Source organism: Kitasatospora sp. UYEF31, assembly GCF_057291755.1.
This window is the reverse complement of record NZ_JBXAWK010000018.1, coordinates 1-22,554: the sequence shown is the minus strand read 5'-3', so window position 1 is coordinate 22,554 and position 22,554 is coordinate 1. Positions and strand designations below refer to the sequence as shown.

Annotated in this window: 21 protein-coding genes and 1 tRNA gene; 4 read left to right on the top strand and 18 right to left on the bottom strand. The window is 68.9% G+C overall.

What is annotated here, in order from left to right:
- Window positions 1-41: 41 nt before the first annotated feature.
- From AC0Z36_RS11570 to AC0Z36_RS11555, 4 genes are all read right to left on the bottom strand, one after another.
- Window positions 42-869 (bottom strand): MHYT domain-containing protein, encoded by an 828-nt coding sequence (locus AC0Z36_RS11570; RefSeq protein WP_485462705.1) that lies wholly within the window; start codon window positions 867-869, stop codon window positions 42-44.
- A 401-nt stretch (window positions 870-1,270) separates the two neighbouring features.
- A complete protein-coding gene (locus AC0Z36_RS11565; RefSeq protein ID WP_485462704.1) occupies window positions 1,271-1,981 on the bottom strand; it encodes an MHYT domain-containing protein in 711 nt (236 codons plus the stop codon).
- A gap of 292 nt (window positions 1,982-2,273) precedes the next feature.
- Window positions 2,274-3,362, bottom strand: coding sequence for a P1 family peptidase (locus AC0Z36_RS11560; RefSeq protein WP_485462703.1), 1,089 nt, complete (start codon window positions 3,360-3,362; stop codon window positions 2,274-2,276).
- A complete protein-coding gene (locus AC0Z36_RS11555; RefSeq protein WP_485462702.1) occupies window positions 3,359-4,249 on the bottom strand; it encodes a TetR/AcrR family transcriptional regulator in 891 nt (296 codons plus the stop codon). Before AC0Z36_RS11555 ends, AC0Z36_RS11560 begins: the two co-directional genes overlap by 4 nt.
- A gap of 214 nt (window positions 4,250-4,463) precedes the next feature.
- On the opposite strand from AC0Z36_RS11555, the gene AC0Z36_RS11550 reads away from it, so the two are divergent.
- Complete coding sequence (locus AC0Z36_RS11550) at window positions 4,464-6,077, top strand: MFS transporter (protein ID WP_485462701.1); 1,614 nt, start codon at window positions 4,464-4,466, stop codon at window positions 6,075-6,077.
- A 173-nt stretch (window positions 6,078-6,250) separates the two neighbouring features.
- Here AC0Z36_RS11550 and AC0Z36_RS11545 read toward each other — a convergent pair whose 3' ends face one another.
- Window positions 6,251-7,192, bottom strand: a complete 942-nt coding sequence (locus AC0Z36_RS11545) for a threonine/serine dehydratase (RefSeq protein ID WP_485462700.1) — start codon at window positions 7,190-7,192, stop codon at window positions 6,251-6,253.
- Between the two features lie 189 nt (window positions 7,193-7,381).
- Between AC0Z36_RS11545 and AC0Z36_RS11540 the strand changes: the two genes are divergently transcribed.
- A complete protein-coding gene (locus AC0Z36_RS11540; RefSeq protein ID WP_485462699.1) occupies window positions 7,382-8,152 on the top strand; it encodes a restriction endonuclease in 771 nt (256 codons plus the stop codon).
- Window positions 8,153-8,549: 397 nt separating this feature from the next.
- Here AC0Z36_RS11540 and AC0Z36_RS11535 read toward each other — a convergent pair whose 3' ends face one another.
- The 13 genes from AC0Z36_RS11535 to AC0Z36_RS11475 form a co-directional block, all read right to left on the bottom strand.
- On the bottom strand, window positions 8,550-9,065 hold the full coding sequence (locus tag AC0Z36_RS11535; protein WP_485462698.1) for a Rieske (2Fe-2S) protein: 516 nt from the start codon (window positions 9,063-9,065) through the stop codon (window positions 8,550-8,552).
- A gap of 247 nt (window positions 9,066-9,312) precedes the next feature.
- On the bottom strand, window positions 9,313-10,653 hold the full coding sequence (locus AC0Z36_RS11530) for a vWA domain-containing protein (RefSeq protein ID WP_485462697.1): 1,341 nt from the start codon (window positions 10,651-10,653) through the stop codon (window positions 9,313-9,315).
- Window positions 10,653-11,963, bottom strand: a complete 1,311-nt coding sequence (locus AC0Z36_RS11525) for an AAA family ATPase (RefSeq protein ID WP_485462696.1) — start codon at window positions 11,961-11,963, stop codon at window positions 10,653-10,655. The genes AC0Z36_RS11530 and AC0Z36_RS11525 overlap by 1 nt, the downstream gene beginning before the upstream one ends.
- A gap of 92 nt (window positions 11,964-12,055) precedes the next feature.
- Window positions 12,056-13,462, bottom strand: coding sequence for a hypothetical protein (locus AC0Z36_RS11520; RefSeq protein WP_485462695.1), 1,407 nt, complete (start codon window positions 13,460-13,462; stop codon window positions 12,056-12,058).
- A 235-nt stretch (window positions 13,463-13,697) separates the two neighbouring features.
- Window positions 13,698-13,762: transfer RNA gene (locus AC0Z36_RS11515), tRNA-OTHER, on the bottom strand.
- Between the two features lie 154 nt (window positions 13,763-13,916).
- A complete protein-coding gene (locus AC0Z36_RS11510) occupies window positions 13,917-14,780 on the bottom strand; it encodes a GNAT family N-acetyltransferase (RefSeq protein ID WP_485462694.1) in 864 nt (287 codons plus the stop codon).
- A gap of 84 nt (window positions 14,781-14,864) precedes the next feature.
- Window positions 14,865-15,047 (bottom strand): hypothetical protein, encoded by a 183-nt coding sequence (locus tag AC0Z36_RS11505; protein WP_485462693.1) that lies wholly within the window; start codon window positions 15,045-15,047, stop codon window positions 14,865-14,867.
- A gap of 5 nt (window positions 15,048-15,052) precedes the next feature.
- Entirely contained in the window at window positions 15,053-16,171 is a 1,119-nt protein-coding gene (locus AC0Z36_RS11500) for a radical SAM protein (RefSeq protein WP_485462692.1), read from the bottom strand.
- A gap of 188 nt (window positions 16,172-16,359) precedes the next feature.
- A complete protein-coding gene (locus AC0Z36_RS11495; protein WP_485462691.1) occupies window positions 16,360-17,469 on the bottom strand; it encodes a methyltransferase domain-containing protein in 1,110 nt (369 codons plus the stop codon).
- A 244-nt stretch (window positions 17,470-17,713) separates the two neighbouring features.
- Window positions 17,714-18,265 (bottom strand): hypothetical protein, encoded by a 552-nt coding sequence (locus tag AC0Z36_RS11490; RefSeq protein ID WP_485462690.1) that lies wholly within the window; start codon window positions 18,263-18,265, stop codon window positions 17,714-17,716.
- Between the two features lie 35 nt (window positions 18,266-18,300).
- Complete coding sequence (locus AC0Z36_RS11485; RefSeq protein ID WP_485462689.1) at window positions 18,301-18,726, bottom strand: ATP-binding protein; 426 nt, start codon at window positions 18,724-18,726, stop codon at window positions 18,301-18,303.
- 11 nt (window positions 18,727-18,737) lie between these two features.
- Window positions 18,738-19,451, bottom strand: coding sequence for a hypothetical protein (locus AC0Z36_RS11480; protein WP_485462688.1), 714 nt, complete (start codon window positions 19,449-19,451; stop codon window positions 18,738-18,740).
- Between the two features lie 337 nt (window positions 19,452-19,788).
- Window positions 19,789-20,169 carry a hypothetical protein gene (locus AC0Z36_RS11475; RefSeq protein WP_485462687.1) on the bottom strand — a complete coding sequence of 127 codons (381 nt, stop codon included), beginning with the start codon at window positions 20,167-20,169 and terminating at the stop codon, window positions 19,789-19,791.
- 244 nt (window positions 20,170-20,413) lie between these two features.
- Between AC0Z36_RS11475 and AC0Z36_RS11470 the strand changes: the two genes are divergently transcribed.
- Window positions 20,414-21,757, top strand: a complete 1,344-nt coding sequence (locus AC0Z36_RS11470) for an NsdA family TPR-like regulatory protein (protein ID WP_485462686.1) — start codon at window positions 20,414-20,416, stop codon at window positions 21,755-21,757.
- A 76-nt stretch (window positions 21,758-21,833) separates the two neighbouring features.
- Window positions 21,834-22,370 (top strand): UTRA domain-containing protein, encoded by a 537-nt coding sequence (locus AC0Z36_RS11465; protein WP_485462685.1) that lies wholly within the window; start codon window positions 21,834-21,836, stop codon window positions 22,368-22,370.
- The last annotated feature ends 184 nt before the right edge of the window (window positions 22,371-22,554 follow it).

Below are 22,554 nucleotides of genomic sequence, written 5' to 3'. Positions count from 1 at the left end.
TCGGCCCGCGCGCAAGCGGCACTGCGCGCGGGCCGACGCCGTCAGCGCCGGGTGTTGCCGAAGAGGTCGGAGTCCGCGGTGACGACGGGGCTGTCTCCGGTCAGCCGCTGGAGGCGGTAGGTCACGTCGGCCTCCTCACGCAGTTCCTCAGGTGTGGGGGACAGGCCGATGATGAACATGATGATGACCGTGAACAGGCTGATGCCGATGACCAGCGGGGCCAGGAGGTCCGTCATCGGCGCGCCGTCGGGCTTCGCGTGCGCGCCCGTCATGTCCACGCTCATCGAGGCCATGGCGGTGTAGTGCATGCCGGTGACGGCGACACCCATGAGCAGGGCGGCCCCGGTGATCATGATCGGGCGGCGGACGTTGGCGGTGAACCACAGCGCCACCGTGGCCGCCACGACGGCGATCAGCACGGAGGTGGCGACCAGGCCCGAGGAGTAGTCGACGTCGCCGTTCATCTCCATCGCGGACATGCCGAGGTAGTGCATGGAGGCCACGCCGACTCCGGTGACCACTCCGCCGAGGAGGAGCGGCGCGATCCGCTGCCCGGCGAACCCGACGATGGTCACGCCGATGCCGACGACCACAACGGCTACGAACAGGCTGAGGAAGGTGCGCGGGAGGTCGTAGCGGATCTCGGTGCCGGACACCGAGAATCCCAGCATGGCGATGAAGTGCATCGTCCAGATCCCGGCGCCGCCGATGGCCAGGGCGGCCAGGATCAGCCAGCGGCCCCGCACCCAGCCGTGCGTGGCCCGCGCGCGCGACGTGCACAGGAGGCCGAGGGCCGAGCCGACACAGGACATGGCATAGGCCAGGAGCGGGGTTACCGCTCCGGACGAGAAGTGATCTATGTGCCCCATGCACGTTCCGATCCGGTTGATGTTCGGGGGATGCGCGCAGGCGCCGACTTCTCCCGGACCGGGGTGTGGTGGGGGTGTGCGACTGCGGCGATGGGGGTGAACGAGTCTCCGTACGCCACCGGATGGCAATGTTACTCGTGAGTCAGGTAAGGCTCGTGGCAAGCCTCTTGATTTGAGCAGGAAGCCTGCCGAAGTACACGGCCACCAGGGGCGCGGGTTGGAAAATTTATCTTACTTGTCGGTAACTTCACTTGTGGTCTGCTGGGGCATCGCAGACCAACGAGAAGTCCCTACGACCGACCTGGTGCCCGCCGGGCCCCGGGTGGGCGCTGTCCGGTGGGCCCTGGGTGGGCGCTGTCCGGTGGGTACTGTCCGGCGGGCACCGACCGTAACCGCAACCGTCAGCGGACGGACTGCCGCGCTGAAATCCGGGCGAGCCGTTCGTCGAAGTCCCGGTCGTCGGCGATCTCTTCGACACTCGGCCACAGGGCGATGACGAACAGGGTGATCAGCGTGATCAGGCTGATGCCGACGGTCATCGGGGCGAGCAGTTGGACGGGCTGGACACTGTTCGCAGCGAGTTGGAGTCCGTGCGTGCCGTGGCTGGACATCCTCATCGAGGACATGCCGGTGTAGTGCATTCCGGTCACCGCCACACCCATCACGGCCGCCGCGCCGGTCATCGTCAGCCGGCCACTGAAGTTCCTCGTGCACAACCACAGTGCGGCGGTCGCGGCGAGGACCGCGATGACGGCCGAAAGCGCGACGAGTAGCGGGTTGTAGCTGACCGGTGTCCCGGTCTGAATCGCTGTTGTGCCCAGGTAGTGCATACCGGCGACGCCGAGCCCGGTGAAGGTGCCGCCGAACAGGAGCGGGGCGGGACGCGGCCCCTTGTGGACCACCAGGGTCAGCCCGACCGCGACCGCCGTCACGCCGATGAGCAGGCTGATGAACGTGAGCGGCACGTCGTACCGGATCTTCTGGCCGGTGATCGAGAAGCCGAACATCGCGATGAAGTGCATCGCCCAGATCCCGGTCCCGCCGAGTGACAGGGCGCCCAGGGTCAGCCAGCGTATTCGCGCCGCTTTGCCGGTCACCGTCGCCCTGGCCATGCACATCAGGCCGAGCCCTGACCCTGTGCACGACATCAGATACGCCAGGACAGGGGGTACAGCTCCATAAGTGAAGTGGTTCATTGCCGTCGCCGCGCCGGGGGGTTCGGGGTTGCGGTGTCGGGGTGTCCCCCGGCGGCAAGGCGGGTGCATCCCTCCCTTCCGCAAAACAGCGTGACTGTAGGTCAGATGGCGATTCCGGAAAGTGTTCGAACTGAAGACGTGACCGTACGGCCGGGAGTAGGGTGCTCCGCCGCCGGCGGCTCATCAGGCCGGGGCGTACGGGTCTTTCTCAGCCCTTGAAAGCGGCTGTGGCCTGCGGGTACAGCTCGCGGTACGACGGTGCGAGGCCCGGCACCCCGGTTGCCGCGAGCACCGCGTGCACCATCGCCCGGCTGAAGACGTCCGCCGCGGCGGCGTGCAACAGCGTGACCGCCATGGTCTGTTCCTGGACTCCGTACGGATCGGCCGGATCGACCGCGGGGAGCGGAACGGCGCCGGTGGAGACGCCGAAGATCGTGTCGCCGTCGTACAGGGTGTGCACCGGGCGGCAGGCGCGCGCGAGCCCGTCGTGGGCGACTCCGGCGAGCTTCTGGGTCTGGGGCCGGTCGAGGGCCGCGTCGGTGGCGACGATGCCGATGGTCGTGTTCAGCGGGGGGACGGCCGGGTCCGCGAACGAGGCCAGCGCTGCCGCGTGCTCCGCGTGCGACGGCGGGGCCAGGGGGAACTCCCCAGCCAGGCCCAGGTGTACGCCGTACGGCAGTCCGGTCAGCGGATCCACCGCGGAGCCGGCCGCGTTCGCGACCACCAGCGCCGCGACGGTGTAGCCCCCGGGCAGGACCACGCTCGCGGTGCCGACGCCACCCTTGAGGTCGCCGATCTTCGCGCCGGTGCCCGCGCCGACGTTACCCTGCTCGACCGGGGCGAAATCCCCGGATCCATACGCATTCTGAACAGCCGTCAGGCCCAGGTCGGCATCCGGGCGGCGGCGGAAGTCGCCGCCCCGGCCCAGGTCGAAGAGCACCGCGGCGGGAACCACGGGGACCACGGCGTCCGGGCCTACCGGGAAGCCGCGCCCCTGGGACTCCAGCCAGTCCATCACTCCGTCGGCGGCCCGCAGGCCGTACGCGCTGCCGCCGGCCAGGATGATCGCCTCAACCCGGGGGACCAGGTTGCGCGGGTCCAGTGCGTCGGTCTCCCGTGTGCCGGGTCCGCCGCCGCGCACGTCCACCGCCGCGGTGAAGCCACCTGCCGGGCCGAGCAGGACGGTGGCGCCGGTCAGCGCTCCGGCGCCGGTGTAAGCGGCCTGTCCGACGCGTAGCCCGGCGATGTCGGTGATGGCGTTGTTCCGTCCCGGGACGGGCTGCTGATGAGTCGTCACTTCTCTACCGCCTTCGCGTCGCGCTGACTGGCCTGCGTGGACTTCTTGGCCTGCTCGGTCGCTTTCAACTGTGCGCTCTGCTTGGCCTGTGCGCTCTTCTTAGTCTGTGCGCTCTTCTTAGCCTGTGCGCTCTTCTTGGCCTGCGTGGCGTACGCCTCGATCCCGTGGAGCAAGACCTCCAGGCCGAACTCGAAACGCTCGTCGCCGTCCCCGGCGGTGAGCTCGGGCACCATGGACGTCAGTACGGGGAACCGGTCGACGGGCAGGTTCTGCATCAGCTCGCCGATCTCCTGGAAGTACCTTCCCATCGAGCCTGGTTCGGCGCGCTCCTGCATGTCGTGCAGCCCCTGCTCGTGGGCGACCGAGGTGGCGTAGAGCGCGAGCATGTCCACCGCGAACGCGGAGACCTGGTCCGGGATCCCGCCGGCCCGCAGCACCCCGAGCAGCCATTCGGTGGCGGCCAGGGAGTTCGGATTGGTGGGGATCCGGCCGATGGCGGTACGGGCCAGGTCGTTGTGCGCCGCGTAGACGTTGCGGATCGCCCGCAGGGCTTCCTTGAGTTGCTCCCGCCACCGGGCGGGCTCGATCGGTGCCAGCACGAACTCACCGGTCACCCGGTCGAGGATCAGGTCGATCAGCTCGTCCTTGCCGGCGACGTGCGCGTACAGCGACGCCGGGCCGGTCCCGAGCCGCTGGGCGACTGCCCGCATGCTCATCGCGTCCAGGCCCTCGGCGTCGAGGATCTCCAGCGCCGCGTCGACGATCGTGTCCTGGGACAGCGGCGGCTTGCGGGGGGCTTTGGCCGTTTTGCGCGGGGTGCGCCAGGGGGGAGTCGGGGCTCCCGGCTTCTGGCCGGGTCCGACATCGGCGGTGGAATCCCTGGTCACAACGTGCCTCCTGGAAATTTACGAACAGCGTACTTGACGCGAACGGTGTTCGTAAGTAGAACAATGTTCGTAGATGACGAACACTGTTCTTGATCACGAACAGTGTTCGGCACGATCTTTCGGGGATTCGCGGCACAGGCCGCCACTAAGCGCAGGCCGCTGCCAAGTGCGGAAGCCGCCGCCAAGCACAGGCCCTCACCTCTAGGAGCTCGGGATGACCGCCACATCGAACAGCAAGGACGACACGACGCACAACACCGCAACCACCGGCATCGAAAGGGTCGCTGCAACAGTCGCTGGCTCTGGCTCCGGCTCTGGCTCTGACGTCGGCCCCGACGTCGGCCCCGACTTCGGCCTCGGCTCCGGCCCGGACCCCGGTTCCGGTTCCGACGAGCCGCCGCCCTACCGATGGCGTTGGCTCGGCCTCGCCGTAATCCTCGGCGCCGAAGTCATGGACCTGCTCGACTCCACCATCGTCTCCGTCGCCTCACCCGCCATCCGCACGGAACTCGGCGGCAACTACAGCCAGTTGCAGTGGTACGGCGCCTCATACACGCTCGCCTTCGCGATGCTGCTCATCACCGGAGCCCGGCTCGGTGACATCTACGGGCGCCGCCGGGTGTTCCTCATCGGCACGGTCGCCTTCACCCTCACCTCGATGCTGTGCGGACTCGCCCAGTCACCCGAGATGCTCATCGGCACCCGCGCCCTCCAGGGACTGGCCGCCGCCGTCATGGTCCCGCAGGGCTTCGGCCTGCTGCGCGAGATGTTCCCGCCCCGCGAGATAGGCGCGGCGTTCGGCATCTTCGGCCCGGTAATGGGCCTCGCGGTCGTCGGTGCGCCCATCCTCGGCGGCGTCCTCGTCGACGCCGACCTGTTCGGCAGTCACTGGCGGTCGATCTTCTTTGTGAACGTCCCCGTCGGCGTCCTGGCCTTCCTGCTGGCCCTGCGCATCCTCCCCAAGCCGGACCCGGCGGCCGATCGTGCGCGCGCTGTGAGCATGGACCTGCTCGGCACCGTCCTGCTCAGCACCGCGATGCTCTTGCTCATCCACCCGCTGGTCCAGGGCCGCGAAGCCGGCTGGCCCGCCCGCTATTTCGTCGAACTCCTCGCCGCCGTACCGGTCCTGGCCGGGTTCATCGCCTACGAACTGCGCCGCGTCCGGGTCGGCCGGTCCCCGCTGATCGAGCTCAGCCTGTTCCGCAACCGCGGCTTCACCGCCGCGCTCGCGGTCGGTATGGTCTTCTTCGGCGCGATGATCAGCTTCTTCCTGATCCTCACCCTCTACCTGCAGATCGGCCTCGGCTGGACGGCGACCAACGCGGCCTATGCGATGATCCCGTGGTCGCTGAGCTGCGCCGTCGGCGCCGGACTCTCCGGTGGTGTGTTCGGCCCGAAGTACGGCCGCAAGGTGCTGCACACCGCACTGCTCTTCATGGCCGCCGGCACCATGTACCTGTGGTTCACCGTCCACCACGCCCCGGACAGCGTCAGCGGCTGGGCCCTCGCCCCGGCCCTGGTCGTCAGCGGCATCGGCGCGGGGCTGTTCATGGCACCGTTCTTCGACATCGCGCTGGCGGGCGTGTCCGACCATGAGACCGGTTCGGCCTCCGGAAGTCTGAACGCGGTGCAGCAACTCGGCGGCAGTGCCGGTGTGGCAATCGTGGGCACGATCTTCTTCGGCTACGCGGACGACCGGATGACGACCGGCCCCCGGCCCGCCTTCACACACGCGATCACCAGCACGCTGCCGGTGCTCGCCGCGACCGTCATCGGCGTGTGGCTGCTGGCCTTCCTGCTGCCGAAGCGGGCCCGCGAACACGTATAGCGATTCCGTACAGAACAGATCGCCGGTAGAGCCCGTTCTGAAGGGGACCGGTTGAAGGGGACCGGTTGAAGGGGACCGGTTGAAGGGGATCTGTTGAAGGGTGCCACTTGAAGGGGCCTTTCGGGAGGGGCATTCGTTGAAGTCCCCTCCCGGTCCTTGCTTCTGGCGGTACGTCAGTTCAGGTCCCCGGGGTCGGTGTTCCCGCCGCACACCACAACCGCGACCCGCTCCCCGGGGGCCGGCTTGTAGGCCCCGGTCAGCAGCGCGGCGAGCCCGGTGGCCGCCGCGTACTCCGAGGCGATCCGCAGCCGGTCCCACAAGAGGTGTCTGGCCTCCACGATCGCCTGGTCCGGCACGAGGACGCTCTGCACACCGGCCACCGAGCAGATCTCGTACGCGAACTGCCCGATGCGCTTCGCGCCCAAGGCGTCAGCGGCGATGCCGGACACCTGGACGTCCACCGGTCCGTTGTGGGCCAGTGCCTGATGCAGCGTCGGAATCCGCTCGGGTTCAACCGAGACGACCTTCGCCCGCCCGTCGAGCGCCGACGTCACCCCGGCGATGAGTCCGCCGCCGCCCACCGCGATCAGCACGGTGTCCAGATCGGGCATTTGCTCGAACAGCTCCAGGCCGAGAGTTCCCTGCCCGGCCACAACATCGAATTGGTCGTACGCGTGGACTTGCAGCGCGCCGAGAACTTCCGCGTGGTCCACCGAAGCCGCGTACGCGTCCGCGTAGTACGCGCCGGTCACATGCACGTCCGCACCCAGCGCCCGCAGCCGGGCGAGCTTCACCGGACTGGCCGACAGCGGTACGAAGATGGTTGCCGGCACGCCCAGTTCGCGCGCCGCGTAGGCGACCGCCGCACCTGCGTTGCCGCCGGACGCGGCCACCACACCGACCGGGCCGAGCATTCCGTCCGCGCGCGCGGCGAGCAGCGTGTTGAACGCGCCGCGGGCCTTGAACGAGCCGGTGTGCTGCAGGAGTTCGAGCTTCAGCGTCAGCGGTGCCGGGCCGAGAGCACCCGCCTCCACCTCGACCACCGGGGTGCGCCGGACGTACCCGGCGATCCGCTCGGCTGCGGCGGTGGCGTGCTTGCGGGACGGGACGTCCATCCGAGGCTCCTCGACTGTGCGGCGGTTCACTGCTCTGACTGACCGTACCCGTACCACCAGTCAAGGGGTCTGACCTGCGCATTCCGCGACACGCGTCACCCGTTCGGTCCCACAGTGCGGGGCCGCGCTGGGATACCGTCGGGCCTCTACATATGCGGCACAACGGGCAGACCAGGGGGCGGGACGCAGATGGCACGCGGTCCGGTGCAGCGCCGACCACGAAGTGGCACTGGCCGCGCGGTTCGTTCGCGCACCGGGAGAATCCCCGGGCAGCGCTCCGAGGCCCCGCCGCCCGGCTCGCAACTCCGCGGTCCGTGGCGCCGGTTCTTCGCCCGCGCCTACTGGTCAGGGCTGGCCGCCGCGTGCCTCGCAGCGATCGTCTCCGGCTACCTGCACGCCTGGGACGCGCTCCTGCTGGTCATCGGCGCGGGCACCGTGCTGGTCCTCGCCGCGTCCGTCGTACGCATCGTCGAACAACGGGCGCCGGAAGCGCTGGCGTTCCTCGGCCTGCGGGAAGGCGGGCCCACGCCGCGCCGGGTCCGACGCACGAGCCTGGCTGAAGTCGACGCGATGACCGGGCCCGAGTTCGAGCAGCACGTCGCGAGCCTGTGCAGGAGAGACGGCTGTACGGAGATTCAAGTCAACGGCGGGGCCGGAGACCTCGGTGCGGACGTCGTCGGCCGGCTGCCCGACGGCAGGCTCTTGGTGATCCAGTGCAAGCGGTACGCCCCGACCCGCAGCGTCGGCAGCCCCGACATGCAGCGCTTCGTCGGCACTGCCCGCCCGGTGCACGATGCCGACGTGGCGGTCCTCGTCGCCAGTTGCCGGTTCACCGCACCGGCGCAGAATCTCGCGGCGAACCAGGACATCATCGCGCTGGACCGTGAACTGCTGGCGGAGTGGATGGACGGCGCGAGGATCACCGCGATCGTCACCGACGCGGAGCGGCAGTCCGCGTAGGAGGGCGTTGAAGAACCCGACCGGGTAGCGACCCCCGCTGGGGTTGACGTCGGCCGGGCCCGTGACGCCCGCTGGGGTTGACGTCGGCCGGGCCCGTGACGCCCGCTGGGGTTGACGGTCTGCGAGGGGCAGTTCCACCGTTCGAACGGGGCCCAGTCGGGCCCGGACCCAGTCCACCCGATCAGCGTCATCGCCGGAGTGCCCGGCCCCAGAGCTGTCGCAGCTGCACCTCCTCGCGGAGGAGGCCGTCCCGGTGGTGCGGGCCGCAGTGGCGGAGCATCGCGCCGGGTAGTCGGTTCAGGGCGCGTGTTGACCATGGGGATTCCGCGGACCAAGGTGGAGTGTCCGGTTGTCGGAATCGCAGAATCCCCACGGTCAACGCGCATTCACGAGGCTGTCAGTCCGTGACGCTGATCGAGTCGCCGGTCACGGTGACCTTCTTCGCCTTCAACGGCAACTTGGCGGGGTCGTGGGTCACTGAGCCGTCAGTCGCGGAGAACCGGCTGCCGTGGCACGCGCACTGGATCTCCCCGTCGGAGACTTTGGCGACCAGGCACTGCTGGTGCGTGCAGACCGCGGTGAACGCCTTGAACACACCCGCCGTCGGCTGGGTGACGACGACTTTCTGCTTATCGAAGATCTTCCCGCCACCAATCGGGATGTCCGAGGTCTTGGCGAGTCCCGCAGCCTGGGCGGCGGCTCCTGCGCTGGAACTGGGGGTGCCGTTCCCGCCGGTCGTCCCGCTGGCAGCCTGGCCGCCAGCGGTGTCCGTCGGTGTTGTGGCATTCGATTTGTTGTCCTTGCCTCCGCACGCGGCCAACGCCGCGGCACCAACGACCGCCGCCCCGACCGCGAGCACTCCGCGGCGCTGCACCCCGGGTGCCCGCCCGCTGTCCTGTTCGACTGCGTCCATCGTTGTGCTCCTCCGTCGATCCGTACGGCTGCTCCGGTCTCTGGTACGTACGCCGGAGCTGTCTGGTTCGAATCAAACCCGACGGGTTCCGGATCCGCGCGCGGAAACGGAATCACGGTCGAATGCGGAAGCATCCAGGACTCGGACCAGCCCAGGGTGGTTCGTCGTACTGATGCTGGGAGTTCACACGATGGGCCCGGGCAGCCAAGTCACGTCGAGCTGTTGGACCCATGCCACCCCGGGGGGCTCACCGGACAGCGGGAGCCGAACCGATTTCAACCACTCGGGCCCAAACAGGCGGCGAGTCCGGTACGTAGTCGGGATCGTCCTCGTCCCACGACGAGCCTCCCCGCAGCCGGGGGAACAGACCCACCACGGTCCGGCACGGTGGTCGTGTGTCCGGCCAGGGGGTCTGTCCGTCGGTCAGGACCACGATGACATCCGGTCGGGGACTGACCCGGAGCGCCTTGGCGAAACCCGTGCGTAGATCCGTACCTCCACCGCCCAGCAGCGGTATCCCCTCGGCACGGCACAGCGGGTGCACCACCTGGGCCGCCGCGTCGCACGGCAGCACGGTGACCAGGTCGCGACGGCCGCCCACCGCACGGGAGATCGCGGCGACTTCGAGGAGCGCACTGCCCAGTTCGGTGTCGCTGACCGACCCTGAGGTGTCGATGACGACGCAGACCCGGGGCGGCCGGCGGCGCAGACTCGGCAGGACCGTGCCAGGCACACTGGCCGAGCGCCGCGACGGCCGGCTGTAGGTGTAGTCCTCGCCCGCACCGGCCCCTGAGGTTGCCGAGCGGACGGCCGCTCCGAGCAACTGCCGCCACGGCTGCGGCGGGTGGAACGCCTCATCCGCCCAGCGCTTCCACCCCTTCGGCGCGTCCCCCGGACGGGCCGTGATGCCCTGCGCCACCCGGAACCGGACCGCGTCGCGTTCCTGCGCGCTGAGGCCGTGCGCGCCGTCCGGGCCCACCTCCCACTCACGGTCCAGTCCGTCGGCACCACTGCCACAGTCCAGCCAGACCAGGCCCTGCGTATAAGGACCGAGCCGGAACTGGCGCAGATAGTCCTCCATGAGCTCACCCTCGGACAGCCCCAGGGACTTCGGATCGACAGCGCCGTCGGGCCGGACCAGCCCGTCACCGAACACGTCGTCGTTGATCTCGCAGTCCGCGGCGATGTTCATCCGCAGCCGTTCCCCCGGGCCGGTCAGCCCGCGCTCGCGCGCGACCCGGTCGCTGCGCCCGTGGTGATCGCGCAGCAGGTGTGACACCTCGTGCACCCATACCCCGGCCAGTTCCTCCACCGGTGTCCGAGCCACGAACGTCGGTGAGACGTAACACCGCCAGTGCCGGTCGACGGCCATCGTCGGCACCCGTCGCGACTCCACGGTGTGCAGGGCGAACAGCGCCGTCGCCAAGTAGGGCCGGACCCGGGCGGCGTGCAACCGGGCGGCGAAGAGCTTGTCGAGGTCCAATGGCTCCGGTGCGGTCGGTGCGGTCGGTGCGGTCGGTGCGGTCGGTGCGGTCGGTCCGGTCGATGTCCCTGATGTACCCCGGGTGTTCGGTGTTCTGTGGGTCATCAGTATCGGCCGGCCTTCGCGGCGACTGCGGCCCGAGCCGCCGCCTGGTCCGCCCGCCGGGACAGGGACACCACTCCGGCGAGCCGCTCGATCGATGCCGGTACGTCCCAGTCCGGTCGGCGCAGCGCGGCGAGTGTGGTCGCGGGGACGACCAGCAGATCGGGTGCCCCGGTCTCCATCGCCCGGACCAGGATTGCCCACGCCGCGTCCCAGCGGGACTTCTCCGGGCGGTTGCGGACCGCTTCCACCACACCGTCGAGTACCGCTTGTCGTAGATCCCCCCGCTCGGGCAGCACGGCACCCGCGGGGTCGGCGAGAAGCACCTCAGGGTCCGGGAGGTCCATCCGGTCCAGACTGGCCAGCAGCTCCAGCCCCGGGCCGTCCCCCACGGTTCCCCTGACCAGCAGGGAAAGCACTTCCCGAGAGGATCCGGCGGCAGTCGCGAAGGCGATCAGGTGCAGCGTCATCTCCCAGCTCCGGGGGGACGGCCAGGGGCCGCCCCGGCGTGTCTCATTGCTGGGCAACCGGTGCACGAGTGCGGGGCGGGCGGCGAGGAGCCCGCACACCGCACGGCGGGCGAAGCCCACGGCCTCCGACAACCGCTCAGGGGCGAGCCGGGGCAGTGTTGCCCGGGGCCACGTCCCACCGAGGCCGCGAACCACGACCTCGTGGTCGTGGGTCCACTGAAGATGAACAAATCGATTGGCCAGTGGCGGGCTCAGTTCCCAGCCGTCAGCCGCCGAGGAACGCGGATTGGCGGCCGCCACGATCCGGACTCCGGGCGGCAGTTGCAGGCTGCCGATCCGACGCTCCAGCACGAGGCGGAGCAGGGCGGCTTGAACGGCCGGCGGTGCGGTGGACAACTCGTCCAGGAACAGCAGCCCCCGGCCGGCCCGTACCAGGCGCACTGCCCAGTCCGGCGGGGCCATCGGGACGCCGTGTTCCGCGGGATCGTCTCCGACTATGGGCAGCCCCGAGAAGTCGGACGGCTCATGCACGCTGGCGATCACTGTGGTCAGCGGAAGGTCCAGGGCTGCGGCAAGTTGCGTCAGCGCCGCGGTCTTGCCGATGCCCGGCTCACCCCACAGGATCACGGGCAGGTCGGCGGCTACGGCCAGCGTCAGGGCCTCAAGTTGTGCGTCGGGGCGCGGTTCAGTGGTCGCGTCGCGCAGCAGGGCCAGCAAGTCGCCGGCGACGTCGAGCTGGGTGGCGTGGGTCACTTTGCCGCCGGTCGCTTTGCCGCCGGTCGCTTTGCAGTGGGTCGGGTCGGCGTGGGTGTCGATTGCGGCGAACGGGGTGTACGTGGGCATGTTTGATCACCTGTTGGTTGGTAGTGGGTACGCAGGGGCACCTCCCGTCCGAAGGACGGGGGAGCGGCGGGGGGGACGGAAGTCCCCCCGGGTCAGCGGGACATCGTGTTGCGCGGGTGCGAGCGGAGGTCTCGGGGACGGGGACGGTCAGGCGGGGGGATGCGGTCGGGCCCGGGTCCGGCCAGGCCAGCCCTGAACAGTCCGTACGTGACCCGCCGTAGCGCGGCGGTCTCCAGTTCGTCCCGCAGATCGCCGCTGCGCAGCAGTGCGTCGGGACCGAGGAGGCCCTCGACGACGGCCAGCGCACCGACGGTGTCGCCGTGCTCTAGGCGTTCGCGAACGCCGGGGAGGCAGTCCGGACGACGGTGCGCCTCATCGATGGCCTGCAGACAGGGAACCGGTGTGCCGGTCAGCGCGGCCAGGAGTTCCTCCCGGCGGAGCTCGCCGGGGTCGTGGTCCAGTGCGGCCAGCACCCCGTTGACCAGGCCGATCCGGTGCGGGGCTCCCCGGCACTCCACGAGGCGCGGCTGTCCTGCCCGGTTCGGAACCCGGGGCGGAGCGGCCGGTGAATGATCCGCTACCAGCGCCGATGCGACCAGCGGGTGCAACTGGCCAGCCTCGATCAAACCGGTGCGGATCAGTGCCAGGTCGGGCAGTTCCCAGGTCGCCGCGTCGGGAAGGACGGGCAGCGCGGAAGCGCCGCCACCGGTGGATGCCGCCGCGATCCGCAAGGCGGGCGGCCCGACGCCGTGGCTGTCCGCGACCAGGTCCAGACCCAGCCGAAGCCGGGCCCCGAACCGTACGGTGACGGTGCCGGTGGGCCGCCCCTCGGTGCGCAGGAGAATCCCGGCCTCGGCCGCCCACCGGTCGACGGCGCAGCGGCGCCCCCGCGGCAACATCTCCAACAGGTCCGGGTTCAGCACAGGGCGGTCATCGGCGGGCGGCCGATCAGCCCCGGACCGGATCCGCAGCTCATCGGTCCTGCGCGCGTCCCACAGGTGGCGGTGCAGGTCGAGGCGGAAGCGCCGGTTCGGATGGGGATGTGGATGACGGCGGGCACTGGCCTCGGAGTGGGATCCGTCCCACAGTGTGAGGCTGATCCGCTGACCGGACTCCGCCCAGGCTGGCGGAGTCCGGGCCACGAGGTGCACTGTGCATTCGCCAGCATGCCCCACCGTGTCGTACCGGGCCAGAGCGATGGTCAGTCCTGGGCGCAGCAGTCCGTCAGGAGCGATCCTCGGCATGTGCCAGCGCAACAGGTCGGGCACCAGATGGCGGAGATCAGCCCGGATTCGGGTTGTGAGTTCCTGGCCACGGGCGCGCGCCACGGAACGCAGATTGAGGTCGACATCAATGCCTGCGGCGGCGCAGGCCCCTGCCCAGTCCCCGGCACAGCGGCGGGCGGTCGCAGTCTCGATCATGGAGGGTGGCACGGCGAACTCTCGCACGCGCAGCCAGCGGGAAAGGAGGGAATCCTCGTTCGCGATCTGAGTGAGCATCAGCACTCACCTTGCGCGGACGGGACCCCCGATCTGTGAGCAGAAAGAGTCATCATCGCGGGGAGCGTATCGCTCCCCACTCCGATCTGCCAGGTGTTTCCTGCCTCCCCCGCGCCTCCCCTGACCCGCACTCCAGCGCGAATCAGCCCCGAAACGACGAGATCCCACCCGGCCCTGAAGGACCGTGCGGGATCTCGTCAATCAACCAAGGACCGTCTCAAGAACGGCCCCGCTGTGCCCTAGGCAGGATTCGAACCTGCGACACCCGCTTTAGGAGTGGAGGCGGGTTCGTGCCAGGGCGGGGTGGGTACTGCCGTGTGGCGCTGATTTGGCTGGTCAGCGCCACACGGTGGGTTGGTGTGTCCTGGTGGGAGAGGGGTGTGTTCGACGGTCCGCTCACGCATGGGGGCTGTCTGACCTGCTCCCTTCCGAGGCTCCGCGTCTCTTTGGCAACTCAGACTTTCGTAACGCTGACGAACCCCAGCGACCGCAGGCCCTCGGCCTGGCACAAGCAGTCGGACGCTCCGCCGACCTCGGTCTGGAGGAGCTGGTAGTCAGCGCCGTGGGTGGCACCCCAATCCATGGCCGCCCGCCACAGCGCCCGTCCGTGCCCGTGTCCTCGGTGTTCGGGCAGGACGCCGAAGTACTGCGGCAGGAGACGGGTGCCTCCGGCGGAGTCGGTCATGGTCTCCATCGGGCCGATTGCCCCGACGACTTCGCCTCCATTGGTGACAGCGAGGACGGGCCCGACAGTGTCGGCCTGCATCTGGGTGTGGAGGAACGCGAAACCGTCACCAGCGAGCCGCTGGGCGAAGGCCCCGAACGTGTCCCCGACCGGCTGGGGAAGACGGTCCACGGACTGAACCGGCCCGTCTGGAGGAGAACCACCGGAAACGAACTCGTGGAGCTGGACGCGGGTGACCGCTGCCCCGTAAGGGAGTTCGTCACCGGGCCCGTGGAGCCTGACCACGCGGGACGTTGCCGCGGAATGGCCGACGGCAAGCTTGGCCGCCAGATCGGCCGCTTCATCCTGACCGGGCCCGTAGGTGTAGACGGTGAGGACGCCGTTGCCGCGACGGGACACTGTCGGGATCAGGGTCCGTACGCTCGTGTGTTCGATGCGGTCGGAAAGGACCGTCTCGTCCTTGAGCTCGAACCACCGCCGGTCCTTGTCGTACGGAAGGAAGTCTCCGGTCCCGGCGACGCGGAGGACGTCCGAGAAGAGTTCGGGGGTGAAGGTGTCGGGGTGGACGGGCCCGAGGGTCGGCACGTACGGCACCGGAGCCGTGGCCCGCAGCCAGTCCCACTGGAAACGCATGCGCGCACGCTACCCGCCCGGCACACAGGGCTCAGGCCCCAACACGAAAGTGTCGGGGCCTGAACGGTATTGACCGGTTGGCGGTCAGTGCGGGTTGTCGTCACCTGCGTTGCACGAGCAGCGGACGCTCTCCAGGACGCCGTCCAGGTCCGCGACGGGCGTGATCACGGTGACCGGCGGTACGGCGTCCTCGATCGGACGGGTCAGGTACGGCTGGCCGCCCAGGGGCGGGCGCTGCTTGAGGATCTTGACGGTGACAGCGGACATTGCCTTCACCCTGCTTTCTTGATTCCGTGCTGGCAGTAGCTGGACAGTGGTGCCTTCGCCTCCTGGTAGTGCTTGGCCAGGGGCCTGCACACCGTGCAGGCGCCCGAGAGCTGGCAGCCGGAGCAGCCACCGGTGCGAAGCATGAGGCGGTCCGCGATCTCACCCAGCCGGGCCAGGCCCTCGATCCCCTCGGCGGGGAGGCTGATCTGGTCGTCGCGGCCGATCTTGCAGATGGACACCAGCCCGTGCGGGTCGGTGTGGAAGAAGGTGTGGCCGGCGTTGCAGCCGCCGAACGGCTTGCGCATCTTCAGGTGTTCTTTGGACTGGGCGGTCAGGGACTCGCCGCCGCCGTAGATCGTCGGCGTCATGTTGGTGAAGACGTTGTGTTCGACGCCCCACTCGCGGCGCAGGTCGATCATGGCCTGCTCTTGGTGGGCGTTGTCCTCGGTGACGATGATGCTCATCCGCAGCGGTAGGCCGGCGGCACGGGCGGCGTCCATGCCCCGCACGAACAGGGCCCAGGCTCCCGCGCGTTGGGTCAGCTCGTCGTAGCTGTCCCGCGTCGCCCCGTAGATGGAGACGGTGATCCGGTACGGCGGGAACCGGTCGAACATCTCCAGCAGGTCTTCGCGCCACAGCAGGGAGGCGTTGGTGGAGACACTGAGCATCATGCCCATCAGCCACGCGGCTGTGTACGAGGGCTTGAAGTCCTTGTCGACCGTCGGCTCGCCGCCGGTGATCTGGAGCCACAGGACCCCGGCGTCGTGCATGATCTGCAAGCACCTGAGCTTGTCCGTCAGCGGCATCCCGGAGTACTGCTTCACGCCCAGGTAGCAGTGCTTGCACGCGTAGTTGCAGCCGAGGTTGATCTCCCAGCTGGCCCGTGAGTAGCCCCACGTGGACGGCTCCCGGATCAGAAGGAACGAACCCGCCGCCCGGCCTTCGACGTCGAGGTCGGCCCACTGGGTGCGGACGGTCTCGGTGAACCAGTCGGGCGCGGACTCGGCGGGGCTGCGGCGGCGCAGTTCCTCGTACCGGGCTTCGGGCAGGAGGAGCCCGCCGCGACTGCCGGGCCGCAGGAGAAGGTGTTGTTCGAGGAACGGGCTGGCGATCAGTGTGTGCACGGGGTGCCTCCCGGGTTCCAGGGCCGTCCGCCACCGAGCGGGGCGGGTCGGCCGTTCAGGTGTTTCCGGTGGTGCCGGTGGGTGCTTTACCGCAGCGGTGCTTTCTGGACGCAGCATGTATCCATGGGTCTGCTGTCGGTGCAGCCCTCAGCCTTGGTATTGGCATCCAGAGCTGAGGGCGGTAGGGGCTACAACGTGAGCACCCCGTCCTTTGGGTCGTCCAGCCAGAACCTGTGGCCCTGCGGCGTCACCGTGATACCGAACCGGTCACGCGACGGGCACTCCAGACGCTCCCAGCTCTGGTAGACCGCCAGAATTTCGTCCCACAGCGCGCGCGGCCCGTACTGCTCCACCACGTAGGCGGTGGCATCCACGGCGTACACCACCCGCGCCCAGCTTTTCCCGACATCGGCGAACAACCACAGCGTGGCGTCCTCACCCGTCGGCGCGGGAACCCAACTGGACCGCACGTCACCGATGGTCAGACTGATGTAGAACGCCGGATCGGTTTGCAGGACGTACTGCGGCGCGGTGCGGGTACGCGTCTTGGTGCCCTCCTCCCCGTGGTAGAAGTCCCGCACGAACCCGCTGCGGGGCCGCTGGTTGCGGTCCCACATGAAGTCCGGGTTGCCGGAGAACCGCCCGGTCCCCACCCCGTCGCGTACGTCCAGGGCCAGATACGACCCTTCGAAGTACGACGATCCGAACGGGGTGACGATCCGCCCACCGTTGCGGACCTGATCCAGCAGCCCGCGGTGGAGGCTCCGCTGTGTGTACGTGAAGAGCATCCGGTCGTACGGGGCCTTCTGCGGGTGCCCTGCGGAAGCGTCACCGGTCAGGAGCTTGGGGTGGAATCCGGCGGCGGCCAGGTTCTGGCCGGCGGTCCGGGCCAGGAGCCCGTCGTACTCCACGGACGTGACGTTCCCGTCGCCCACCCTGTGGGCGACAAGCGCCGCGTTGTACCCGGTGGCGGTACCGCCCTCAAAGACCCCCATGCCGGGCTCAAGCCCGGTCAGGGCCAGCATCTCCAGCATCACCGAGGGCTTCGAAGACGACGACGTCGGCAACTCGAACACCCCGCACGGGGTGTCCAGTCCATCGTTTGTCTGGATGACGATCGAAGTGTCGGAGTACACCCGGCCACACCACGCGTCCGGGTCGATTCGGAAGTCGAAGTCCCCGAACCTCTCGGGAATGAAGCCGCCACGGTCCACCTTTGCGACTGTGTTCCGCCACCCCGGGGGGATGGCGTCCTTCGCGTCCAGCTCCGCGAGGAGTTTGGCCGTCGTCGCCGTCATCGGATGCCCCTACTTCTTCTTCTCGTCCTTCTTCGGCGGGTTCGGCGGCTTCTCGCGGTGCCCGTCGCTCCCGGCGGTGTCCGGCTTGCCGGAGTGGTCGCCGCCCTTTTTCTCACCCATGGTGTTCTCCTCATTCGTGTTTGTTGTTTCCCCGGTCGGCGCTTCGGCAACGGGGCTGGAGGCCGCCCGGCTCCGGTGGGGGCGCGGAGCCGGGCGGCGGATCGGGGGGCCGTGTCCGGCCGTGTCAGTGTCGGACCGCCTGAGCGGCTGGTCGTCTCGCGGTCAGCCCTGGCGTCGGTGTCTTCCGGGCGACGCGGGCCCGGGGGATCTGCGGGCCGGGCTCTACCTGCGATGCGACGACCGCGACGACGGTCGTGACTCCGGCGTCGACGTGTGAACTCCAGGCCGTGGCCAGTGCCAGGACGGCGTGGATGTCGTCCGGTGTGCGCTTCGGCCAGGAGCTGTAGGGGAGCGGCTGGGGCATCAAAAGGCAGCAGATCTTGACCTCCCACGCCCCAGGGCGGTAGGAGATCACGGACAGCCGGACCATGCTCGCCTCGCTGTGCTTCACCGCGTACGCCACCAGCCCGGTGGCGATCTTCACGATGGCCTCGGCCCTTTCCAGCGGCCGGATGCGGGCCTTGGCCGCCGCCTGGTGCGCCGCGTTCCAGGCTTCGCGGACGGACGCGTGCTCGACGGGCAGGTCGACGGTCAACACAACGGCGGCGAACGCCGGTTCTGGTTCCGTCGTCGACAGGCCGGTCCAGGGGGTGGCCGACACGGGCACTGCCTTCACCGTCTTGGTCCTTTCCAGTTGGCGGTTACGGGGTTCTACAGGGGCAGGGTGACGACGATCGTCTTTCCGCTGCCGTCGTCGTCGGCCGGTACGGCGGTGCTGCCTCCGACGTCGTCCACCAGCGCCCGGACGATCGCCAGGCCACGTCCGCCCAGTCCGTCCACGTGGGCGACGAGCAGTGCGCTCGGCCGGTAGGGGTGGCGGTCGTGGACCGCGATGGTCAGGAACCCGCCCTCGACCACCAGGCGCACGTCGAAGTACTCGGAGAGCAGCGCCGCGTGCTGCACACAATTGGTCGTCAGCTCGTTCAGGACCACCAATGCCACGTCCAGCAGCGGATGGTCGCGGGCCAGACCGCACTCGACCAGCGCTTCGCGCACCTCCCGGCGAATCCGCGGCACGGAGACCGCCACCGTGGGCAGCGAGCGTTGGTACTCCAGCGGGGTGTGCACGGCCGTCACGCCCGTCCTGGTCACGCGATCCCGCCCAGGTTGACGAACACGTCCCAGTCCACTGCCGACCACCGCGCACAGTCTTGGTGGCTGGGCCGGAAGTCCCGCAGGGTGAACGGGGGTTTCTCCGCGTACGGCGCGAGATTGCTGTGGGTCCGCTGTGCGGACGCCCTCACCGGGTGATCACCGGGCTTGGTGAACCAGCCGGCCCAGCCACGGGCTGGGCTCGACTGGGCAAGGCGCCGCAGTGCTTCCCCCGGAGTGCGCTGTGGGAGCGGTAGAGGTTCCTTGTCGCACTCCAGAGCGGACGTCCAGAACGCGTCAACGTCCTCCTCTTCCCGCTCCTGGAAGCCAGCCGTGTTGGTGAATGCCCCGAGCGCCGCGGTGTGTCCCGCAACCAGCGTGTACAGGGCATCGCGGTCGCCGAGGACGAGATGATTGATCATGGCGTCGACGCTTTCGGGACAGGCGCGGTAACCCGGGTCAAGGGCCTGGGCCTTGTCCAGGACATCAACAATGTGCGCGGTGTTAGTGCCGCGCGGGTTGCAACTGCCCCGGCCGAAGGCGCGCAGTGCGCAGCTGATCCGCCCCGTGGGGTCGAGCTGGTGGGCCGCGAGGCCGCGGACCGCCCGCTCCGCCCACGCCGCCGGGTCCCCGAACCACATGGCGGAGGGTTTGACCGCCGAAGCAGCACGGAGGATGGGCAGCGTGGTCGGGCTGAGGAAAGTGGGCACGGAGAAGTCCCTGTCGTGGAGTGGCGGTGGGTGAAGGATTCCGCAAGTTCCTGGGCGGGCTGCGAGAACGGGGGTGGTGGTGGCACCCCGGAGCAGGAGGCCACCAACCTCCGCCGGGGAACAGGGGTTTCCCCGGCGGAGGGAACTGGACCGGATCGGCGTTCTGGAGCCGGTCAGTTGTGCGGGCAGGCGGGTCGTACGAGCCCTCACGGGCGACGGTCCACCCGCCCGGTCCCGTACGCCTCGAACCGGCCACGACAGCGGAGCCGGTCCTCAGGGTGGAGGCGTCGGGTGATGCCCGTCTGGTGCCCGTGGATCGCACCGGCACCGGACGGAGTCATAGAGCAGCGACGAGGTCCACGGCTCCGGGTCGGGAAATGGGTCCGGGGGTCGTCGGCGCTGGAAGTCCGAGGAGTCGGCGGCCAGTGTGGAGGTCGGCGGCGAGCCGCCGAAACTTGTCCGCGGCTGCTGACATCTCCACAACGACCCGGCTTTCCAGGGGCCCGCCGAGGTCGTTCACCAACGCTGTGAGCCGATCGGCGGCGATTATCGCTTTGCCGGCCATCTGCTCGGCTTCCGCCGGCGTCAATGCGGCTCGTTCATCGGTCGGATGATCGACATCGGTCAGCAGTATGTGAAACGCGGTGGGGTCGACGGTGACGATGATGGTGGTGCCGAGCAGTGGTTCTACCAGCGACGTTGCATCGTTGTGGTCCATGTGCACCCCCTCGGTTCGAGTACACACAGTGCATCGCTCGTCACACCATGATCGGCAGGTGTGGAGTAGTTCCCTCGGTTTCTTCGAGGTTGCTTCGGTTTCCTGGCGGGCCTCAAGGGTTTCCTCGGTTTCCTCAGCGGCACGGCCGGTGATTCGGGTGCGACACGCCGGTATGCGGTGGCATCGTGGTGGCGACCGTTCCGTCTCGCTGGCAGTGTGCTCGTATGTACCGGAAGGCACCGCGATGTCAGACCCGCTGGCCGACTACCTCAGGCAGCTGAACTGGACCCCCGGCAAACTCGCCCGCGAGATCAACCGTCTGTGCGGTGAGGGAACCGTCGGCGACAAGACGCCGTTCAAATGGCTGCGCGGGGCCAGGCCCCGCCAGCCGGGAATCCGGGCTGCAACCGCCCAAGTGATCGGCCGAGCCTTAAGCCAGCGGATCACCGCGGAGGAGCTTTGGCCCAGCGGTTGTTCAGACGATGAGGACGTCTTCGCAGACGACGGGTTGGACGCGCCGTGGACGCAACTCGGTACGCGTGTCGTGGCCAACACCGTGACCCGGAGGCATCTGTCAATGAACCGCCACAAAATGCTCACCCTGGCCGGCAGTGCTCTGCTGAAGGCAGTGGTCAACGGCTGGCTGCTCCAGCCGTCCGAACCATTTCGACCACACCACGGCGATGAGCCGGTCAGCCCGCTGATGTTGGACACCGTGACCCGCCGCATCGCTGACTTGCGGCGGCTTGACGATAACCAGGGAGGAGGCCCGCAGGTCCTGGCCATGGCCACCCACGACCTGGAATGGATTCTCCGGCTCGTCTCCGATGGCTCCTACGACGTGGAGACCGGCCGCCACCTGCATGAAGTCGCCGCCGAACTCGCGCAGCTCGCAGGCTGGCTGGCGTTCGACTCCGGAGACCCAGCCCGCGCCCAGTACTACTGGCTCACGGCCCTGAAAGTCGTCCACACCATCGACGACGGGCTTCTCGGCGCGCACATCGTCTCCGGAATCGGCTACCAGTCCGTGTGGATCAACCGACCCGAAGACGCCGTCCCGATCCTCCAGGCGGCCCGTGCCGGCATCCGCCACCACCCCCTCGGCGCCGTCCACGCCCTCCTGGCCTCCCGCCAAGCCCGCGCACACGCACTGCTGCGCCAACAGCGGGAGATGCAGGCGTGCCTCGACGAGGCGGAACGCGCGATAGCCGAGGCAACGTCCGCCGACCCGGACTGGTCCTACTGGATTCAGCCTGCCGTAATCACGGGAGACACCGGCCGCGCCTGGGCCGATGCCGGTGACCACGCACGCGCCGAGGCCCTCCTTGTCCAGGGACTCGCCCAATTCGGAGCGGACCAACCTCGCAACCGCGCACTCCATCTCGGGTCGCTATCCATGATCCGACTGCAAGCGGGAAGTATTGACGGAGCGATTGAGGCTGCCAACACGGCACTTGACATGGTCGAACACGTCCAGTCGCCTCGCCTTCTCACCCGTATGGCCGAAGTTCGCAGCGCGTTCTCCCAGGTGCAGACCGTCGGCGCACGTCAGGTCGTGGACCGGGCCAGAGCGGTTCTCACGACCTGACATCCAAATGGGATCAGTAGCGCCCTGAGCGGCCCGCAACTACGTTCGGGCCACCACTTTCCAAAAGGAGCAAGGCATGACCACCACACGCCCGATGATCCGTACCGCACGCAACCGCACGACGGGGACCGGAGACCAGCGCGGTTTCTACTACGACGTGCAGGAACGGGGTGAGACGCCTACCGTTACCACCGACATCACCACCGCCCCGGCCTCGGCCGGCATCGCCGAAGAACTCGGCGTTGAAGCCTCGACTCCGGTCCTGACCCGGACGCGGGTCATGGCCACGCAGGAGGCCGGCGTCTACCAGCTCGCCGCCACCTACTTCCCGCCTGCGGTATCCGAGGCGATCCCGCAGTTGGCGGAGCAGAACACCGGGCCCGGAGGAATGTACGCCAGGCTCGAAGAGGCGGGCCACACCATCGCGGGCAACCAGACGGACGCGCTTTCGTCGCGACCGGCCACCACCGAAGAAGCCGCGGCCTTCGGGCTGCCGGAGGGCGCGTGGGTGGTGGTCATCCGACGCATCACGCGCAACGGGAACGGCCAGGTCCTGGAGGTCACCCACCTTGTGGCAAACCCGCAGTTGAACGAGTTCCTGTACGCAGTGTGAACTGAGGTTCCCTCGAGATGCGGGAGGTTGCTCACCGTGGCCTGATGGTCACATGAGAGGAACCGGCGTCATGAGCGCACCGAGAAAGTACCCGTTGGAGTTGCGCGAACGCGCGATCCGGATGTACCGCACCACCGAGCCCAAACCGGTGATCCGCCAGATGGCCAAGGACCTGAACGTCCAC

Coding starts and splice junctions, on each gene's coding strand:
- AC0Z36_RS11535 (WP_485462698.1), bottom strand. CDS start 9,065: ATGGACGCAGTCGAACAGGACAGCGGGCGGGCACCCGGGGTGCAGCGC.
- AC0Z36_RS11470 (WP_485462686.1), top strand. CDS start 20,414: ATGTCAGACCCGCTGGCCGACTACCTCAGGCAGCTGAACTGGACCCCC.
- AC0Z36_RS11510 (WP_485462694.1), bottom strand. CDS start 14,780: ATGCGTTTCCAGTGGGACTGGCTGCGGGCCACGGCTCCGGTGCCGTAC.
- AC0Z36_RS11545 (WP_485462700.1), bottom strand. CDS start 7,192: ATGGACGTCCCGTCCCGCAAGCACGCCACCGCCGCAGCCGAGCGGATC.
- AC0Z36_RS11520 (WP_485462695.1), bottom strand. CDS start 13,462: ATGCTCACTCAGATCGCGAACGAGGATTCCCTCCTTTCCCGCTGGCTG.
- AC0Z36_RS11465 (WP_485462685.1), top strand. CDS start 21,834: ATGACCACCACACGCCCGATGATCCGTACCGCACGCAACCGCACGACG.
- AC0Z36_RS11475 (WP_485462687.1), bottom strand. CDS start 20,169: ATGGACCACAACGATGCAACGTCGCTGGTAGAACCACTGCTCGGCACC.
- AC0Z36_RS11550 (WP_485462701.1), top strand. CDS start 4,464: ATGACCGCCACATCGAACAGCAAGGACGACACGACGCACAACACCGCA.
- AC0Z36_RS11525 (WP_485462696.1), bottom strand. CDS start 11,963: ATGCCCACGTACACCCCGTTCGCCGCAATCGACACCCACGCCGACCCG.
- AC0Z36_RS11540 (WP_485462699.1), top strand. CDS start 7,382: ATGGCACGCGGTCCGGTGCAGCGCCGACCACGAAGTGGCACTGGCCGC.
- AC0Z36_RS11530 (WP_485462697.1), bottom strand. CDS start 10,653: ATGACCCACAGAACACCGAACACCCGGGGTACATCAGGGACATCGACC.
- AC0Z36_RS11565 (WP_485462704.1), bottom strand. CDS start 1,981: ATGGCCAGGGCGACGGTGACCGGCAAAGCGGCGCGAATACGCTGGCTG.
- AC0Z36_RS11570 (WP_485462705.1), bottom strand. CDS start 869: ATGGGGCACATAGATCACTTCTCGTCCGGAGCGGTAACCCCGCTCCTG.
- AC0Z36_RS11505 (WP_485462693.1), bottom strand. CDS start 15,047: ATGTCCGCTGTCACCGTCAAGATCCTCAAGCAGCGCCCGCCCCTGGGC.
- AC0Z36_RS11495 (WP_485462691.1), bottom strand. CDS start 17,469: ATGACGGCGACGACGGCCAAACTCCTCGCGGAGCTGGACGCGAAGGAC.